Below are 16,256 nucleotides of genomic sequence, written 5' to 3' on the forward strand. Positions count from 1 at the left end.
CATGGAAGACATCGGCGCCCTGCTCGATCTGGCGGACAAGATGCTGTGGGTGACCGCGCTGGTCGCCGCGCCGGTGCTGATCGCCTCGCTCGCGGTCGGCCTTGTCGTCGGCGTGATCCAGGCGGCAACTTCGGTGAACGAACAGACGCTGACTTTCGTGCCGAAGCTGGCGGTGACGGCGCTGGTGCTAGTGGTGCTGGGCAGTTCGATGATGACGCTGATCGGCGACTTCACGCAGGAGATCTTCGCGGAAATCGCCCGCACCGGGCAGGCCGAGCAGGTCGCGCCGTGAACGGCCTCTCCTTCGGGTTCGGGCCGGTAGAGCATGAGTTCTGGCGGCTGCTTTTCGTGATGACGCGGATCGGCGCGGCGCTGCTGGCCGCGCCGATGTTCGGGATCGCGGGGGTGCCGCCGCAGGCCCGCGTGATCCTGACCGGGGCCGTGGCGGTCATGGTCTGCGCCTGGACGCAAGTGCAGCCGCCCGCCGCACTGTTCTCGCTGATGGGCATGCTTTCCGTCGCCGGAGAGGTCTGCATCGGGCTGGCGCTGGGCTTCGCGCTGCAACTGGCCTTTGCCGCGCCGATCCTGGCCGCCGAAGTCGTCGGCGGATCGATGGGCATGAACATGGCCGTCTCGGTCGATCCTAATTCCGGCGCGCAATCGCCCGCGCTGGGCCAGTATTTCACCGTGGTGCTGACCATGGTGTTCCTGGCCCTGGGCGCGCACCTGCAATGGTTCGCGCTGCTGGTGGAAAGCTACCGCACGTTCCCGCCGGGGCAGACCTGGCTGGGCGCGCAGCGTTTCGCGTTGGTCGCCGCCTTCGCCACGCGCACTTTTGCCACCGGCGCGGCGATCGCCCTGCCCGCCTGCCTCGTCCTGCTGGTGGTGCAAGTGGTGACCGGGGTGCTCAGCCGCTCCGCCCCCGCGCTCAACCTTTTCGCGCTGGGCCTGCCGGCCGGGGTGCTGGGCGGGATCGCGGCGCTGCTGGCCAGCGCCCCGGTGCTGACCGACCTTGTCACCCGCCTCTCCGCCGATGCGATCGAGCAGGCGGCTGAAGTTCTCAAACCGTGACCGAGCAGGAAGGCGAAAAGAGCTTCGCCCCCACCGCCAAGCGCAAGAAGGACGCTGCCGAGAAGGGCGACGTCATCCGCTCGCGCGAGATGGCGACGGCGGCGGGCGTGGCGATGGGCGGGGCGTGGCTGGCCTTGGCCGGGCCCTGGGTGACGGACCGCCTGCTGCGCGCGCTGGCCACCGGTTTCACCTGGCGCCGCGCCGATATCGACGATTTCACCCCCGGCCAGCGGCTGCTGCAAGTCCTGGTCGAGCTGCTGCCGCCTATCCTCGTGCTGGGGATCGCCGTGCTGCTGGTCTCGCTGGTCTCGCAACTGGGCTTTGGCGAGGGGCGCTGGCTGGGCAGCAACATGCTGCCCAAGGGATCGCGCATCAATCCGCTTTCCGGGCTGAAGCGGATGTTCGGGCCATCGGGCTGGATCGAGATGGCCAAGGGGATCGCCAAGGTCACCCTGCTGCTGGCGATCGGCTGGTACTGGGCGCGGGGGCAGATCGAAACGCTGCTGCACCTTGGCAGCGGAGACCTGCTGGGCCAGGTCTCTGCCGCGTGGCACAGTATCGTCACGCTGCTGTTCTGGCTTTCGGGCGGGCTGTTCCTGATCGCCATGTTCGACCTGCCGGTGCAGATTATCCGCCGCCTCTCCCGCCTGAAGATGACGCTTCAGGAAGTGCGGGACGAGAACAAGGACGCCGAAGGCGCGCCGGAAAAGAAGGCCGCGATCAAGCAACGCCAGCGCCAGATCGCCATGGGCGCGCTGATCCCGGCGATGAAGGAGGCGCAGTTCGTCATCACCAACCCCACGCATTTCTCGGTGGCGCTGGCCTACGATCCGGCCAAGGCCCCCGCCCCGGTGGTGCTGGCCAAGGGGCGCGGAGAAAAGGCGATGGCGATGCGCGAACTGGCCGCCGAATATGCCGTGCCGATGCTGGCCTATCCGACGCTGGCGCGATCCGTCTTCTACACCACCCGCGAAAAGCAGATGATCCGCGAGGAACACTATGTCGCCATCGCCGCGATCCTGGCCTTCGTGCTCTCGCTGAAGCGCGGGGAGAAGCGCACCCCGCCCGAAGTGGCGGTGCCGGTCACCCTGCGCTTCGATGCCGATAGACGGCTGGAGGGGACGGGGACGTAGGACCGGCGCAAAGCGCCCCTGCCGGACAATCCTGATGCACCCTTAAATATTCGCCGCTCCCGCCGTCCTGCGCTGCATGGCTACTACCTCCACCACTTCGACGACGAGCGCGACATCCTCGCTCACCTCCACCTCGCTGGTAACGGCGCTGGGTGGTGGCAGCGGCGTGGACATGGCTGCGCTGGCCAACAACCTGGCCATCGCCCAGTTCGCCAGCCGGAACGACCGGCTGACGGCAAAGGCGGACCAGCTCAACACCCAGATCTCCACCGCGTCGAACATCAAGTCGATGCTGCTGGCGATCGACACGTCGCTGGGCACGCTGGTGCGCAGCGGCGATCTGGCGCGCACGCCGAAAGTGGCCAACCCCGCGGTGGCGACCGCCGCCCTGACCGGATCGACCACCCCCACCGGCAGCTATGCGCTGGAAGTCAGCAAGCTTGCCTCAAGCCAGCAGATCGCCAGCAAGGCCTATGCCGCCAAGACCGACCTCGTCGGCGCCGGCACGCTGACGCTGAACTTCGGCACCCTATCGGGCAGCAACTTCACGGCGGACACCACCCACGCGGCAGTCAACATCACGATCGACGACGACGATACGCTGGCCGACGTCGCCACCAAGATCAACGCGAGCAATTCGGGCGTCACCGCCTATGTCGCGCAGACGGTGAACGGCGCGCAGCTGGTGATGAAGGGTGCGGAAGGCGCCAACAATGCCTTCGTCCTGAACGCGACCCCGGCCGCCGGCACATCCGCCCTCTCCGACCTCGCCTGGAACCCGGCCTCCACCACGGGCACGGTGCTGTCCAGCGCCGGCGACGCCGCCTTCAAGGTGGACGGGCTGTCGATGACGTCTTCCTCCAACACGCTGACCGATGTGATCCCCGGCGTGAAACTGACGCTGACCGGCACCAATGTCGGTGCCGCCACCACGGTCACCTTTGCCGATCCCACCACTTCCATCGCATCGTCCATGCAGGATCTGATCGATGCGCTGAACGAAGTGGTGGGCGCGCTCAACACGGCCACCGATGTCGGCGGCGATCTTGCCAACGACAGCGGTGCGCGCGCGCTCAAGCGCTCGCTGTCCGGGCTGGGCAGCGCCACGATCATGCCCAATGCCACCGGGGCCGCGAAGACCCTGGCCGACCTGGGCCTCAAGACCCTGCGCGACGGCACGTTCTCGCTCGATACCGACCGGCTGAACGCCACCATCGCCGCCGATCCCGATGGGGTTGCCGCGATGTTCACCAACGGCATCAACGGCGTGTTCGGCACGCTCGACAAGATCTACCGCACCGCCAGTTCCGCCACCGACACCGGATCGCTGGGCGGTTCGATCGCCCGCTACACCAAGCAGCTGGCGAAAGTGGCCACCGACCAGGGCGACCTGGCCGACCAGCAGGAAAAGCTGCGCGCCCGGCTGGCTACGCAATTCTCCGTTTCCGAAACCCGGATCGGCATTTCCAAATCCACACTGAGCATGTTGCAGAGCCAGATCGCCCAGTGGAACAAGTCGAGCAGCTGACATGCTACGCCAACAGAACCCCAACGAAGCCTATCGCCGCGTCGACTTCGACGCCCGCGTCAATGGCGCCAAGCCGGCCGATCTGGTCCACTTGTGCTACGAACATCTGGTGGCGGCGCTGGGCACCGCGATCCATGCCGACAAGATCGGCGACAACGGCCTGCGCAGCCGCTCGCTCACCCGCGCGCTGACCGCGATCACCGCGCTGCAACTGGGCGTTTCGGGCGAAAACAGCATGGCCGGCGCGCTCAACCAGCTTTACACGGCGGCGCGGCGGACGCTGCTGGACTGTGCGATTACTTTCGATCCACGCCGGATTGGAACGCTGCGCAAGGATTTCGAAGAAATCGGCCGCGCCCTGCAAGGCAGCTGAAAGTCCGATCGGGCATACGTTCAATTCAAATTTCGCGGTATGTCGTGAAAACGTCCCTTCAATGCATTTTCAAAGGATAGCTAATTTCAGGTTACCGCCATAGCTAGGTCCGATTCGGTTTGCGTTTTCGCCCGAATTTCCTGCGTATTTACCGAAATGGACGGTGCTGCGTCGGTTTTGGATCAGGTCACGCGTCGGCTTTTTACCGCACTGAGATAACTTCCTTAGGGCAGATGCCGAATAAGGAGGATACCATGGAGCGGATTTCAAACCTCATCCTCATCGATAACGACATGCGTCGCCGAGCTGCCATCAGCCACGCCTTGTCCAGCGGCCATATCCATGTCGAACCGTTCGAGAACATATCCGAACTATCCAGTACTTGGCCAAGATCGGGGGTAATCCTGATCCATGACGAAGCCGGCGCGATCGACGATCTGATCGAATCCATGGCCCGCCACGGCGAATGGTTCCCGATCATCGCCTTCAGCGAAGCCCCATCGGCCAACCGCATCGTCGAGGCCATTCTGGACGGCGCGATCGACTACATTGCCTGGCCGATCTCCGCCGCCGAACTCAACGACACACTGTCACGCGCGATCGACCGGGCGGAAAGCGTGGGCAATGCCAAGCTGCGCGAAGTCATGGCCCGGGCCCGCGTGGAACGGCTGACCCGTCGCGAACGCGAAGTGCTGGGCGGCGTGGCCAGCGGCCTGTCGAACCGCCTGATCGGCGAAAGGCTGTCGATCAGCCCGCGCACGGTGGAAATCCACCGCGCCAACATGCTCAACAAGCTGGGTGCCAACCACACGTCCGATGCGATCCGCATCGCGATCGAGGCAGCGCTGGTCAATTGAGCCTTGGTTGAGCAGGCCGCTCCCGGGGGCCGGGCACGTTCGAGGCAATCCTTTCGAACGGGCCCGGATCAGCCCCTAGAGCGGCAGGCACGAAGGTTTAGCGGGTGCGCTGCTACCCCGTCCGTGCCGGCTCGCCACACGATTGATCCTGCCGGCATTCGGTTCCGCATTCCGCCGCAACAGCGGCCGGAAAAGACGGCACGGCCAGATACCCTCCCGGCCGGAGCCGTCGCGGTTCCCCCGATGAACAGACTGACGGCGCATCCGAAACCTCGTGCGACCCCTTCGGATGCGTCGTCCCGTTTGGGGCGAATACAGACTGGTGCCGCCCAAAACCCGCCCTCGGCGGATTTTCAGAGGCAATCAGTGCAGCCGCGCCCCGGCGGGCAACGTCAGCGGAGAGGATATCGCATCCTCACGCTCCAGCCCGGCCAGCAGCATCGATACGTAGGCCGCCAGCAAAGCCAGCGCCAGCGTCGCGCCTTCGCAGATCACTTCTTCCGATCCATCGGGAAGCACCAGCGTGGCCAGACAGGTCCCGGCGCTGCCGCGCGAGACCATGCAGTTCACGTCCGGCCCCAGGATCGTCAGCACCGCGCTTTCCGCGGCACCACACGCCAGCATCGCCTCGATCGTGGCCGGCTCGAACGTCGCGGCGGCATCCCCGGCGGGATCGTGCAGCAGCAGCACGGCTTCGCGGATGCGGTCGTGCTCCTCGACCGCCGCGCTGCCGGCGCAGTCGTGCAGGAAATCCCGCAGGCGCGCGGTCCATACTTCGGTTTCGGATACATGATCGGTCAAGACACTCGCCATCGTTAGCAACCCGTTTGAGCGGATAGCGCCAAAGTCCCCAAGTGGCTCCAACTGTCAATCCGCACAAATCACGTGGGTTCTCACCCCGTGCCAGGTTGCTACAGCCTATTCACCATTGATGAAGCAAGCGTTGACCAAGGCGAAAACGATTTCTCGACAGCAAGTAACTCCATAGTCGAGTGAATTTCAGCTTCGGGCGATGACATCCAGCCGTTCCGTCACCCACTCCGGCTCGGTCAGCATCAGATCGTGTCCGGTGTCGATATCCCACACGCGGCCTTGTGACCGTTCGGTCAACAGCGCCATATCGCGTCCGGGGATGGTCGAAGTGCAGATCAGATGGCTTTCGGGAATCGCCCGCATGGCCGATTCGTTGGTGAAAGCGATGTTCTGCGCGAAGCATTTCCACGGCTGCCGGGTCAGCCGCGCGTCGGTCCAGGCGCCCAGTTCGGGATCGGTCACGCCGAAGAACCCGGCGAAACCCGGCATGGGTTCCAGCACCACATCCACCCCGTCCACTTGCTGCATCGTCTGGCGCGCCTGATCGATCATCTCGAACGCGTGTTCGTGCAGCGATTCCCCGTCGCGCGGATAGGCGGCATCCAGATAGACGCGGTGGCCGACGCGGCCCGGCTGACGATCCGCCGCGCCGGTGATGACCATGCCGCCATAGCTGTGCCCCACCAGGATCGCGTCGGTCAGATCCTCATACTCCAGCAATTGGGCGATATCGTCGATATGCGTGTCCAGATCGATATCCGGGCTCAACAGGTGCTTGCGATCGCCCAGCCCGCTCAGCGACGGGGCATGAACCTCATGCCCCATGGCGCGCAGCCGCTGGGCCACCGGCTTATAGCACCAGCCACCGTGACCGCCGCCGTGCACCAGAACGAAAGTCGCCATTATCAGCCCTCTCCGCAGTTATGTTATCGACTGGTAACATCGTTCGCACTTGCCCTTCTGTCAATCCCGACGATAGCCTGCCGGCGATGGAAAGCACCCTGCCCCGAACGCGAAACGCCGAAGCGACCCGCGCGCGCATCCTAGACGCGGCGAAGCACCTGTTCTCCACCAGCGGCTATTCGCACACCGGCATCCGTGAGATCGCCGCGCGCGCCGGGATCAGTTCCCCCCTGCTGCTGCGCTATTACGGATCGAAGGCCGGCCTGTTCGAAGCGGCGCTGGACCATGCGATGGCGGTCGATCCGCTGCTGGCCGTCGCGCCGGAAGATTTTGCCCGGCACATCACTGCCGAGCTGCTGGAAAGCGCGGAATCGGTGCAGCCGATGCTGATGATCGCGATGGCATCGGGCGCGCCGGACGCGGCGGAGATTGCCGCCCATGTCTTCGCGCGGCGCTGCATCGCCCCGCTGGCAGAAGCGATGGGCGGAGAAAACGGCCCCGTCCGCGCGTTGCAGATCTCGATCCTGTCGATCGGCTTCGTGTTCTTCCTGCGCCATCTGCCGTTGACCGGCTTTGGCGAAAGCGAGCGCCAGCAAGTGGCGGACTGGTTCACGCGCAGCTTGCAGGACTTGCGCGGCGACACATAAAGGAGCCCCGGATGGCCATCGCGGCAGCCGAAGTGGAAGCATTCTTCGATCGCTATGCCGCCGCCTTCCTGCGCGGCTTGCAGGGTGCCCCCGATATCGCGGACGTCCGCTCGCTCTACTCCACGCAGTACATCGCTGCCGGCCCGGACGGCGTCATGGCCGGCGACAATGACGCGGGCTTCGGCGAATGGCTGGCCAAGGCCTACGACCACTATCGCGCGATCGGCACCACGGCGATGACCGTCACCGGCGTCGATATCCACCCGATCGACGAGAGCCACTGCCTTGCCCGCGTCGGCTGGAACAGCACGTTCGAAAAGGACGGGAAGCGGATCGATATCCCCTTCACCAACAGCTACCTGCTCGAACGGCGCGACGGTGCGCTGAAGGCCTTCGGCTGGATCACCGGCGACGAAGCCAAATTGCTGAAAGACGCGGGCCTGGTGTGAGCCCGCGCCCAGGCCGGTAACCGATCAGGCGGCAGTTTCCTTGCGGATCATGCCGAAGCCATAGAGCAGATGCTCCAGCTGGCCGTCCGGCACCGGCGGGAAGGCCAGCGTCTCGCCGCCATCACGGATGGTCCCGATGCTCTCGGCCACTTGTTCCAAGGTCCAGTCCTTGCGGAATGCCCCCTCGTTCTCGACGATCTTCGCGCGGGCCAGACGGCCGCCCATCGCAACGAACATCTCGCCCGAAGCCGCGCAATCTTCGTGGCAGAGGTAGCCCACCATCGGCGCCACCTGTTCCGGCTCCATCGGCGGGAACTGGCTGGTGTCGATCCCTTCGGACATCCGGGTGACGGCGGCCGGCACGATCAGGTTGGACTTCACGTTGGCGTGCTGGCCCTCGATCGCGGCGGTGTTGGACAGGCCCATGAAACCCGCCTTGCACAGCGAATAGGTCACATTGTCCGACTTGCCGTAGAGCCCGTTGATCGAACTGGTCAGCACGATGCGGCCATAGCCCTGCGCCATCATGTGCGGGAATGCCTCGCGCACGACGTGGTAGGCGCCCTTCAGGTGGACATCGAGGACGGCGGTGAAATCCTCATAGGCCAGATCGGTCAGCTTGCCGCGCCGGACATTGCCGGCCGAATGGATCAGGATGTCGATCCGCCCGAAGGCATCGAGCGCGGACTGGACGATCGCCTTGCCGCCTTCCGGCGTGGCGACGCTGTCGGTGTTGGCGACGGCTTCTCCACCCATGGCGCGGATTTCGGCGGCCAGCGCCTCGGCCGGGCCTTCATCGGTGGCGTCGCCCGCCATCGAGACGCCCGGATCGTTGACCACGATCTTGCAGCCCCGGCTCGCCAGCAACAGTGCATGCGCCCGGCCCAGCCCGCGCCCGCCGCCGGTGATCACGGCGACTCTATTGTCGAAGCGCAGGTCGGCCATCTGGAAATCCTCTCAAGTTCTTGTCGCCAGCCTTGCCCGATGCGGCGGATCAGGCAACCACTCCGGCACTCCGCAGCTGCGCAATTCGCTCCGGCGAAAGATCGAGCACGTCTTCGAGAATGAAATCGGTGTGTTCGCCCAGCACCGGCGGCGCGGTCGGCACCGGCTGCGGCGCATCGGTGAAGCGGATCGGGCGGTTGACGATGGGAATCGCGCCAAGCGTCTTGTGCTGCGTTTCCACCACCATCCCGCGCTCCACCGCCTGGGGCTGCGCCAGCGCTTCGGACACGCCCAGGATCGGTGCGTGCGGCACTTCGTGCACGGTGAAGATCGCCACCAGTTCGTCCACCGTGTGCCGCTCGGTAAAGGCGCTGACCACCGCGTTCACTTCGGCCCGCGCATCGCGGCGCTTTTCCAGCGTATCGTAGCGCGGATCCTCGATCAGTTCGGGCCGCTCGATGGAGCGGCAGATGCGGCTCCAGAACCCCGGCGTCAGGCAGGCGACGACGATCGAGCCCTCGCGCGCCGGGAAAATGCCATAGGGCACGAGGTTGGGGTGCTGCGATCCCACCCGGCTCGGGTCGGTGCCGTTGAAGAAGGCGAGCTGCGCGATGTAGCCGAGCATCCCGATCAGCCCGTCCATCAGGCTGACGTCGATGTGCCTGCCAAGGCCCGTCCGCTCGCGCTCGTAAAGCGCCGAGAGAATGCCGATCGGCCCGTTGATCCCGCCGACCAGATCGCCCAGCGGAATGCCCAGCTTGGTCGGCAGCCCATCCGGCTCCCCGTTCATCGACAGCGCGCCGGACATGGCTTGGAGCACGATGTCGAAACTGGGCCGATCCTTCAGCGGCCCGGTCTGGCCGTAGCCGGAGATCGAGCAGTAGATCAGGCGCGGATTGATCGCCTTCATCGCTTCGTAGCCAAGGCCCAGCCGGTCCATCACGCCGGGGCGGTAGTTCTCCACCAGCACGTCGCACTTCGCCGCCAGATCGCGGACGAGCGCCAGCCCTTCCTCGCTCTTCAGGTCGACGACGATGGACTTCTTGCCGCGATTGACCGCCAGGTAATAGTGGCTCTCGCCATCGCGCACCGGCGGGAAAGTACGCGTCTCGTCCCCGGTGCCGGGCGGTTCGATCTTGAACACTTCCGCCCCCATGTCGGCCAGCGCAAGGCTGGCGGCGGGGCCGGCCAGCACGCGGGTGAAATCGATCACCCGCACGCCTGCAAGCGGGCCAGCCCAAGGTTCATTTGCCGGCATCAGTTCAGATTCTCACAAAAGAAGGAGAGGATTGCCGCCACCGCGTCGCGCCCTTCGGGCATGTGCAGGCCGTAGTGGTAGCAGTGGCCCATCCCCTCGCCCACGATCAGCGTCGAGCGCACGCCCGCCTTCAGTAATTGCGAATTGGTGAAGATCGCCGGGCTGAGGTCCATGGCGCGGGTGCCGGTAATGATCAGCGTGGGCGGGAATGTCGCCATGACGTCAAGGTGGTAGCCCGGCCAGGCACTGGGATCGCGCGGATCGCAGTCGACGAAATAGCCGCGCGTGATGTCAATGCCCGCGCTGCCGTCGGCAGGCGGCGGTGGGAACGAACCGTCGATGTAGCCCGCGACATAGGCCGATTCACCCGCATCGAACGGCACGCCTCCAGCCCCGAAGATGCCGACCGCACCGGCCTGCGGCAATCCGTGCGCGGGGAGCCAGGCCGCCGCCTGCGCCGTCAGCGCGCCGCCCGCCGATCCGCCATAGATGCCGATTCGGCCGGGCGCGTAGTCTTCCAGCAGCGCGGCGTAGACCGCGGCAACGTCCTCCACACCCGCCGGATGGCGGTGTTCGGGCGCCATGCGGTAATTGACGCTGACGACGCGAAACTTGCCGAGTGCGGCGATGGGGATCGCCTCCATCATGGCGATCCCGTCCCACCCCACGGTGAAAGCCCCGCCGTGCAGGTTGATCAGCACGCGATCGGGATCGTGGCTGGCGTCTGCAGGCGTGACGTCCAACACCTCCACGCCGCCTATGGTTTGCGGGACGATCTCCACCGCGAAGTTCTCGCGCAGCCGGGCAACGCCCGTGGCGGCATAAGCATTGATCTGCTCACGCCGGGCGGCGATGTCGGGCTCCTGCGTCCCCGCCCCGTCGAACATCGGCATCGTCGCGCGAGTACGCTGGAAAGCCGCCGCCTCGGCGCTCAGCAAGCCGGACACGGGCAGGACGAAGGCCGGCACGCGCACGTCGCCATTGGCATCGAATTGCGGCACCGCCTGATCCTGTCCCATATCCACTCCGCTTATCATTTATCCGGCCGGACCATACGACACGGCCCGAACCTTCTGCAAAGGTCCGGGCCGAAATCGCTGCGCCGGTATGCGACCCCCGGGCTCTTTTAGCATCAGGCCCCGGATCAGCCCCCGGATCAACCCTTGCTGGGCAGTTCCGCAACGGCGGTGCCGAAGGCCGAAAGTTCGCCGCGATGGGTGGTCGCCTTCTGGTCGACGATCACGTACTTCTTGCCGTTCTCTTCGTACTTGCCCGCGACTTCACCGGTGATGATGATCGCGTCACCATCCGGGTTGTGGCGGCGGATCTGGCAGTTCGACTTGGTGAGGAAGCCGTCGTCGCCGATCCAGTTGGTCATGTGGTGCGTCAGCCACGAGCAGCGCTCCGGACCGTAATCGTAAGCGCCCGGCGCGCCCACTTCGAGGGCGAAGGCTTCGTCCCAGTGCACGCGCTCGGGGCAGTCCGGCACGTTGAAGCGGTTGCGGATGCCCAGGCCCGGGTGGGCCTTCTGCATCTTGTAGGCCAGCTTGTTGGCGCGGATGTAGAGGCCGCCCCAGCCCTGCGCGTAGCAGATGAAGCCGGTGACGGTCATCGGGCCCTTCATCATCGGCGGCAGCTTGTCGCCGACGTTCACGTCCTCGAAGTAACGCGGGGTGGCGCCGCGGATCTCTTCCTGGTCGTAGATGTCGTAGAATTCGTCCAGCTGTTCCTGCGTGAACGGCTCCACGCGGCCGCGCGCTTCGGTGTACTTGGTGCCACGCTCGCGCGCCTCGTCACGGTCGGTGCGGAACACCCAGCTGTCGGCACCGGCAACCTGCTCGCCGCGCTGGTTGTAGAAATCGACGTGGTAGATCTGCTGGAAAGAGCGGCCGGCGAACTTGGTCTGGTGCTCGACCAGGTCCTTCAGATAGGCGACCGTGGTGATGGTGTCGTTGCGCAGCACCGGCTGATGCCAGGTCCAGTCCGCGCCCGCCCACATGGCGTGCACGCCCGAAAGACCGCCGCAGTAGCCCGAGACGATGCGGCTGGTGGTGAACAGGAACGAAGGCAGCGCGACGATCGAGCCGTACTTGGTGTTCGCGGCATATTCCGGATCGCACCACAGCGGATTGTCGTCGCCGATGCCGTGGGCATAGTGACGGATCGCGTCGCGGGTGGCTTCGTAGTTCCACGGCTCGACGGTGTTCTCGATCTTCACGCCGATGCGGGCGCGCAGATCGTCGAGGCCCGCCTCGGTGATCTTGGGGAACTTGGACTCTGCTGTGGTTGCCATTTCGGTACTCTCCTGAATGTTCAAACTCTGCTTCGTCGCCCCCGCGAAGGCGGGGGTCCCGCTTCCTTCCCGCCGTGCCCGCCCAAAAAGCGGGGTCCCCGCCTTCGCGGGGACGACGGGAAAGGTCAGTTTACGGTTGCAACGGCTTCGGCAGCTTTCGCCGCCTCGCGATCGCGCAGCATCTTGCGGTGGACCTTGCCGGCCGGGTTCTTGGGAAGCTCTTCCACGAACTCCACGATGCGCGGGAATTCGTGCTGGGCCAGACGTTCGCGGGTGAAATCCTGAAGCTCTTTCACGAAGGCATCGTCGCCAGCGCGGTTGGCGACGACGAAGGCCTTCACCACTTGCCCGCGCTGCTCGTCCGGCACGCCGATCACGCCGCATTCGAGGACGTTTTCATGCCGCAGCATGGTGTTCTCGATCTCCACGGCGGACATCGTCCACCCCGCCGAGATGATCACGTCATCGGCGCGGCCGCAGTGGTAGAAGTAGCCTTCCTCGTCGATCTTCGCGCGGTCCTTGGTGGTCATCCACGCGCCGCCCCGCCAGAGCATCAGCTCGCCGATCTCGCCGGGCGCGGTGGGCGTGCCGTCGGGGCGCTGCACTTCCAGCTTCTGGCCCGGAACCGCCTTGCCCAGCGAGCCGGGCTTCACCGTGAAGTCCTCCGCGCCAGGGTAGTTCACCAGCACCACGCCGATCTCGGTGGTGCCGTACATCGAGCAGACCGGAACCTTGAACGCCCCGTCGATGAACTCCAGCGTCGCCGGGTCGATCGGCTCGCCGGTGTAGGACAGCTTGCGGAAGTGGAACGCGAATTGCTCCGCCGCGCCGCTGTTCTTCATCATGCGATAGTGCGTTGCCGCCGCCGACATGTTGGTGATGCCGTAATCGTCCAGCGCCTGCATCAGCCGCACCGGGTCGAAGCGCCCGGCAAAGGTGCCGGTGGTGACGCCAAGCCCCAGCGGCGCCAGCGTACCGTGCCACAGGCCGTGGCCCCAGGCCGGCGAGGACGGGCAGAAGAACTCATCCCCCTCCCCGTTTGCGGTCTTGGGCCGAATCCCGGTGCCGTAGAGCGCCGCGAACATCAGCGTGACCAATGCCTTGTGCGTGTGCTTCACCGCTTCGGGCAGTTCGCGCGTGGTGCCGCTGGTGTACTGGAACACGGCCAGGTCGCCCGCCTTGGTCTTCGGCTCGTAGGTCGCCGGGAACTTCGCGATCTCGTCCAGCAGGCCATCGTCGGCAACGATCACGCGCAGCCCGTTCTCGGCCGTCACGGCGCCACGCGCGAGGTCCGCCTTCTCGGCATTGGTGATCAGGATCGCGGGCTTGCAGTCGTCGATGCGCAGCTTCAGCGCGTCCGGCCCGAACAGCGTGAACAGCGGCACCGAGATCGCGCCGGTCTGCATCGCGCCGAACAGGCAGACGTAGAACGGCAGCGAGGGTTCCAGCATGAACGCAATGCGCTCACCCGGCTGCACGCCCTCCGCATCCAGCCAGTGCGCGAACCGCGCGGCACCGGCGGCAATCAGGTCGAAGCTGAGGATTTCATCGCGGCCGTCGGCATGGGCGATCCGGACCGCCGGGCGGCCCGAACCGTCTGCATGGCGGGTGATGCATTCATGCGCGATGTTGAGCATGTCGCGGTCGCCATCGAACAGCTCCCACAGCGCGGCCGACGAGGCATGCGCCTGCGCATCGGCATAGCTCGTCAGTTCGGTCAGCCTAACCATCGCTCATCCCACTCCACACCGACGCGACTCAGCGGCCGGCCATTTGTCCTTATGTTCAACAAATGTGATGAAGCGGGCTTGTTTTGTAAATATTGAATGTTATTCTATATATTGAACGATGAGCCGATCAGACCCCCTCGAAGACGCCGTGCGCGCCAGCAAGGCCCCCGCCATCGCTCGGGCGGCAGCAGTGCTGCGCCTGCTGGGCAAGCGCGGAACGCCGATGGGGGTGCAGGCCATCGCCCGCGAACTGGGCCTTGTCCCCAGCACCTGTCTCTACGTTTTGCGGGCCCTGGTGGCCGAGGAACTGGTGGCTTTCGATGCGGATACGAAGCGCTACGCACTCGACGCCGGGGTGCTCACGCTCGCCCGCGCCTGGCTGAAACGAGACCAGTTCAACGACCTTGCCCAGCCGCAACTCGATCGCATCTCGCGTGAGTTCGGGCTCACCACTCTGGGCGTGCAGGTCTTCGGGCTGGACCACATCATCGTCACGGCGATGGCGCAATCGGGCGAGGCGTTCCAGCTATCGACGCAAGTGGGCAGCCGCTTCCCCGCGCTCGTTTCCGCCACCGGCCGCTGCATCGCCGCCTTCGGCGTAGAGGACCTTGAAACCCTGCACCCCCGCTTCGAAACGCTGCGCTGGGACGAGGCGCCGTCATGGCCGGAATGGTGCGCGCAAGTGGCCGAAGCGAAACGCACCGGCATCGCGGTGGATGACGGGCACTACATCGCCGGCGTTACCGTGATCGCCGCGCCGGTATGGAAGGGCGGCCGCGAAGCCGGCGCCCCCACGCACGCGCTGGTGGCCATCGGCATCGGCGCAACGCTGCGTGGGGAGATGGACCGGGTGAAGCAGGCTCTCGTCAGCGCCGCGCGTTCGTTGAGCGAGCATCTGTCCGGCTAAAAGCCCACCCCCAACCCCTCCCGCCTGCGGGGGGAGGGGAGTATCAGCGCGCCGATGGAACGACAGCACAGTTCCGCCTTCCCGCAGGCGGGAGGGTCGCGAGACTTACGCAGCGCAGCGGAGTTAGTCGCAGCGGGGTGAGCCAATACACCGTCCGCTCAAACTACAATCTCAGCCGCACTCCAAAGATACCGCCCTTCCAACGGCAAGAAAGGATGCGGTTGCGCAGAACCCCTCACAAACCCGTCATCCCCGCGAAGGCGGGGATCCCGCTTTCTTCCTGCCCCGTCGCAAAGAACAGCGGGGCCCCCGCCTTCGCGGGGGCGACGAGGGGGTTGTGATGTGCTTTGGCCGCTAGCCCCCGATTTCGGTGATTCAAGCAGCCCGGAATCCAACCGAAAACCAGCCGATCAGGATCACTCGATCGTCACGCCCACCACGCGCCACTGTCCATCCTCGCGGTCGAGCGAGACCGTCTCCAGCGCATTCGGCTTGTTCGCGTAGCTGGTGCGGAACTTCACCACCTGATAGCCGTAAGGCGGCGCGGGCAGGTTTTCCTCGCTGACGAACGTGCGGGAGAGCACCGCGCCCAGCGGAACGCGCACCTGCCGCGAGGTATCGGCCCAGACTTGCGCCGTGTTCAGTTTCTGGAACGCCTTGCCGGTCGCCCGATAGCTGTCGTCCCACCGCCCCTGATCCACCAGCGCCAGCCATTGCCGGGCAGCATTGGTCGCTTCGGACTGGGCTGCTTCGGATTGCGGGGCTTCGGCGGCGGCGGTGGACGGCGATGGCGTATCGACCTGGGACAGGGTGGCAAGGGCCAGCAGGCCAAGGGCAAGCGTCATGAGCAGGGCTCCTATGATGATCCAGGACGGGCGGCTTTCCCGCCCCGCGCCGTCGATCGGCGTGCCGTCCTGATCCATCGGGCGCCTTGCGGCGTCTTCCCCTATTCCTGCGTCCCCCAGCGATTGGGGGATCGGCGCAACTGCTCCATCACCTTCCACTTCCAGCAGCAGGCGGGCCGCCTCGCGACTGCTGGACACCGTCATCTTGCGCCGTGCGTCGCGCAGCCGTTCGTTGATCGTATGCACCGAAAGGTCGAGGCTGCGGGCGATCGACTTGGCATCGTGCCCGCGCACGATCAGGCGAAGCGTCTGCTTCTCCTTCTCGGTAAGGCCCCAGGCATCGTCTCGTACCGGCATGTTCATACCTTCCGAGGCCTAGGGTAGCGGAGATGCCCGCCGCCACCCCCAAAAATTTGTACCCCGGAAACGCCGCACTCCCGATCGCGGAACTCCGGCCGGATGACCCGGCCGGCGATCCGGAAAATGCCCTTCGCCAGGCGCGGG

General features: G+C 65.6%; 17 protein-coding genes. 9 read left to right on the forward strand and 8 right to left on the reverse strand.

Going from position 1 to position 16,256, the window contains the following annotated elements; translation table 11 throughout:
* Position 1 precedes the first annotated feature (1 nt).
* The 6 genes from WBP06_RS14185 (at position 2) to WBP06_RS14210 (ending at position 4,962) form a co-directional block, all read left to right on the forward strand.
* Positions 2-292, forward strand: a complete 291-nt coding sequence (locus WBP06_RS14185) for a flagellar biosynthetic protein FliQ (RefSeq protein ID WP_395328988.1) — start codon at positions 2-4, stop codon at positions 290-292.
* Positions 289-1,071: a flagellar biosynthetic protein FliR gene (gene fliR, locus WBP06_RS14190; RefSeq protein ID WP_395328990.1), complete on the forward strand. Its 783-nt coding sequence runs from the start codon at positions 289-291 to the stop codon at positions 1,069-1,071. Before WBP06_RS14185 ends, fliR begins: the two co-directional genes overlap by 4 nt.
* Positions 1,068-2,204: a flagellar biosynthesis protein FlhB gene (locus WBP06_RS14195; RefSeq protein WP_395328992.1), complete on the forward strand. Its 1,137-nt coding sequence runs from the start codon at positions 1,068-1,070 to the stop codon at positions 2,202-2,204. Before fliR ends, WBP06_RS14195 begins: the two co-directional genes overlap by 4 nt.
* Before the next feature lie 76 nt (positions 2,205-2,280).
* The gene (fliD, locus tag WBP06_RS14200) at positions 2,281-3,732 is read left to right on the forward strand and encodes a flagellar filament capping protein FliD (protein ID WP_395328994.1); all 1,452 of its coding nucleotides are present in this window, start codon (positions 2,281-2,283) and stop codon (positions 3,730-3,732) included.
* 1 nt (position 3,733) lies between these two features.
* Positions 3,734-4,105, forward strand: coding sequence for a flagellar protein FliS (locus tag WBP06_RS14205; RefSeq protein ID WP_395328996.1), 372 nt, complete (start codon positions 3,734-3,736; stop codon positions 4,103-4,105).
* Positions 4,106-4,359: 254 nt separating this feature from the next.
* On the forward strand, positions 4,360-4,962 hold the full coding sequence (locus WBP06_RS14210) for a response regulator transcription factor (protein ID WP_395328999.1): 603 nt from the start codon (positions 4,360-4,362) through the stop codon (positions 4,960-4,962).
* A gap of 363 nt (positions 4,963-5,325) precedes the next feature.
* Here the strand turns inward: WBP06_RS14210 and WBP06_RS14215 are convergent, their stop codons facing one another.
* Both WBP06_RS14215 and WBP06_RS14220 read right to left on the reverse strand, forming a co-directional pair.
* Positions 5,326-5,763 carry a hypothetical protein gene (locus WBP06_RS14215; RefSeq protein WP_395329002.1) on the reverse strand — a complete coding sequence of 146 codons (438 nt, stop codon included), beginning with the start codon at positions 5,761-5,763 and terminating at the stop codon, positions 5,326-5,328.
* A 198-nt stretch (positions 5,764-5,961) separates the two neighbouring features.
* On the reverse strand, positions 5,962-6,678 hold the full coding sequence (locus WBP06_RS14220; protein ID WP_395329005.1) for an alpha/beta fold hydrolase: 717 nt from the start codon (positions 6,676-6,678) through the stop codon (positions 5,962-5,964).
* Between the two features lie 86 nt (positions 6,679-6,764).
* Between WBP06_RS14220 and WBP06_RS14225 the strand changes: the two genes are divergently transcribed.
* A complete protein-coding gene (locus WBP06_RS14225) occupies positions 6,765-7,325 on the forward strand; it encodes a TetR family transcriptional regulator (protein WP_395329008.1) in 561 nt (186 codons plus the stop codon).
* Between the two features lie 11 nt (positions 7,326-7,336).
* Entirely contained in the window at positions 7,337-7,774 is a 438-nt protein-coding gene (locus WBP06_RS14230) for a hypothetical protein (protein WP_395329011.1), read from the forward strand.
* A gap of 24 nt (positions 7,775-7,798) precedes the next feature.
* Here the strand turns inward: WBP06_RS14230 and WBP06_RS14235 are convergent, their stop codons facing one another.
* From WBP06_RS14235 to WBP06_RS14255, 5 genes are all read right to left on the reverse strand, one after another.
* The gene (locus tag WBP06_RS14235) at positions 7,799-8,719 is read right to left on the reverse strand and encodes an SDR family NAD(P)-dependent oxidoreductase (RefSeq protein WP_395329013.1); all 921 of its coding nucleotides are present in this window, start codon (positions 8,717-8,719) and stop codon (positions 7,799-7,801) included.
* Between the two features lie 49 nt (positions 8,720-8,768).
* A complete protein-coding gene (locus tag WBP06_RS14240; protein WP_395329016.1) occupies positions 8,769-9,977 on the reverse strand; it encodes a CaiB/BaiF CoA transferase family protein in 1,209 nt (402 codons plus the stop codon).
* Entirely contained in the window at positions 9,977-10,996 is a 1,020-nt protein-coding gene (locus tag WBP06_RS14245; protein WP_395334178.1) for an alpha/beta hydrolase, read from the reverse strand. The genes WBP06_RS14240 and WBP06_RS14245 overlap by 1 nt, the downstream gene beginning before the upstream one ends.
* A gap of 137 nt (positions 10,997-11,133) precedes the next feature.
* Complete coding sequence (locus tag WBP06_RS14250; protein ID WP_395329018.1) at positions 11,134-12,270, reverse strand: MaoC family dehydratase N-terminal domain-containing protein; 1,137 nt, start codon at positions 12,268-12,270, stop codon at positions 11,134-11,136.
* A gap of 125 nt (positions 12,271-12,395) precedes the next feature.
* Positions 12,396-14,000 (reverse strand): acyl-CoA synthetase, encoded by a 1,605-nt coding sequence (locus WBP06_RS14255; protein ID WP_395329021.1) that lies wholly within the window; start codon positions 13,998-14,000, stop codon positions 12,396-12,398.
* A 118-nt stretch (positions 14,001-14,118) separates the two neighbouring features.
* On the opposite strand from WBP06_RS14255, the gene WBP06_RS14260 reads away from it, so the two are divergent.
* Positions 14,119-14,907, forward strand: a complete 789-nt coding sequence (locus WBP06_RS14260; protein ID WP_395329024.1) for an IclR family transcriptional regulator — start codon at positions 14,119-14,121, stop codon at positions 14,905-14,907.
* Positions 14,908-15,323: 416 nt separating this feature from the next.
* Here WBP06_RS14260 and WBP06_RS14265 read toward each other — a convergent pair whose 3' ends face one another.
* Positions 15,324-16,115, reverse strand: coding sequence for a DUF4019 domain-containing protein (locus WBP06_RS14265; protein ID WP_395329027.1), 792 nt, complete (start codon positions 16,113-16,115; stop codon positions 15,324-15,326).
* Positions 16,116-16,256: the final 141 nt, after the last annotated feature.

Source organism: Novosphingobium mississippiense (genome assembly GCF_044029535.1).
In the GTDB taxonomy this organism is placed as follows: domain Bacteria; phylum Pseudomonadota; class Alphaproteobacteria; order Sphingomonadales; family Sphingomonadaceae; genus Novosphingobium.

What these genes read in the sequence shown, in the direction of transcription:
- WBP06_RS14185 (WP_395328988.1), top strand. Translation starts at nt 2, where the DNA reads ATGGAAGACATCGGCGCCCTGCTCGATCTGGCGGACAAGATGCTGTGG.
- fliD (WP_395328994.1), top strand. Translation starts at nt 2,281, where the DNA reads ATGGCTACTACCTCCACCACTTCGACGACGAGCGCGACATCCTCGCTC.
- WBP06_RS14205 (WP_395328996.1), top strand. Translation starts at nt 3,734, where the DNA reads ATGCTACGCCAACAGAACCCCAACGAAGCCTATCGCCGCGTCGACTTC.
- WBP06_RS14210 (WP_395328999.1), top strand. Translation starts at nt 4,360, where the DNA reads ATGGAGCGGATTTCAAACCTCATCCTCATCGATAACGACATGCGTCGC.
- WBP06_RS14220 (WP_395329005.1), bottom strand. Translation starts at nt 6,678, where the DNA reads ATGGCGACTTTCGTTCTGGTGCACGGCGGCGGTCACGGTGGCTGGTGC.
- WBP06_RS14225 (WP_395329008.1), top strand. Translation starts at nt 6,765, where the DNA reads ATGGAAAGCACCCTGCCCCGAACGCGAAACGCCGAAGCGACCCGCGCG.
- WBP06_RS14230 (WP_395329011.1), top strand. Translation starts at nt 7,337, where the DNA reads ATGGCCATCGCGGCAGCCGAAGTGGAAGCATTCTTCGATCGCTATGCC.
- WBP06_RS14235 (WP_395329013.1), bottom strand. Translation starts at nt 8,719, where the DNA reads ATGGCCGACCTGCGCTTCGACAATAGAGTCGCCGTGATCACCGGCGGC.
- WBP06_RS14240 (WP_395329016.1), bottom strand. Translation starts at nt 9,977, where the DNA reads ATGCCGGCAAATGAACCTTGGGCTGGCCCGCTTGCAGGCGTGCGGGTG.
- WBP06_RS14245 (WP_395334178.1), bottom strand. Translation starts at nt 10,996, where the DNA reads ATGGGACAGGATCAGGCGGTGCCGCAATTCGATGCCAATGGCGACGTG.
- WBP06_RS14250 (WP_395329018.1), bottom strand. Translation starts at nt 12,270, where the DNA reads ATGGCAACCACAGCAGAGTCCAAGTTCCCCAAGATCACCGAGGCGGGC.
- WBP06_RS14255 (WP_395329021.1), bottom strand. Translation starts at nt 14,000, where the DNA reads ATGGTTAGGCTGACCGAACTGACGAGCTATGCCGATGCGCAGGCGCAT.
- WBP06_RS14260 (WP_395329024.1), top strand. Translation starts at nt 14,119, where the DNA reads ATGAGCCGATCAGACCCCCTCGAAGACGCCGTGCGCGCCAGCAAGGCC.
- WBP06_RS14265 (WP_395329027.1), bottom strand. Translation starts at nt 16,115, where the DNA reads ATGAACATGCCGGTACGAGACGATGCCTGGGGCCTTACCGAGAAGGAG.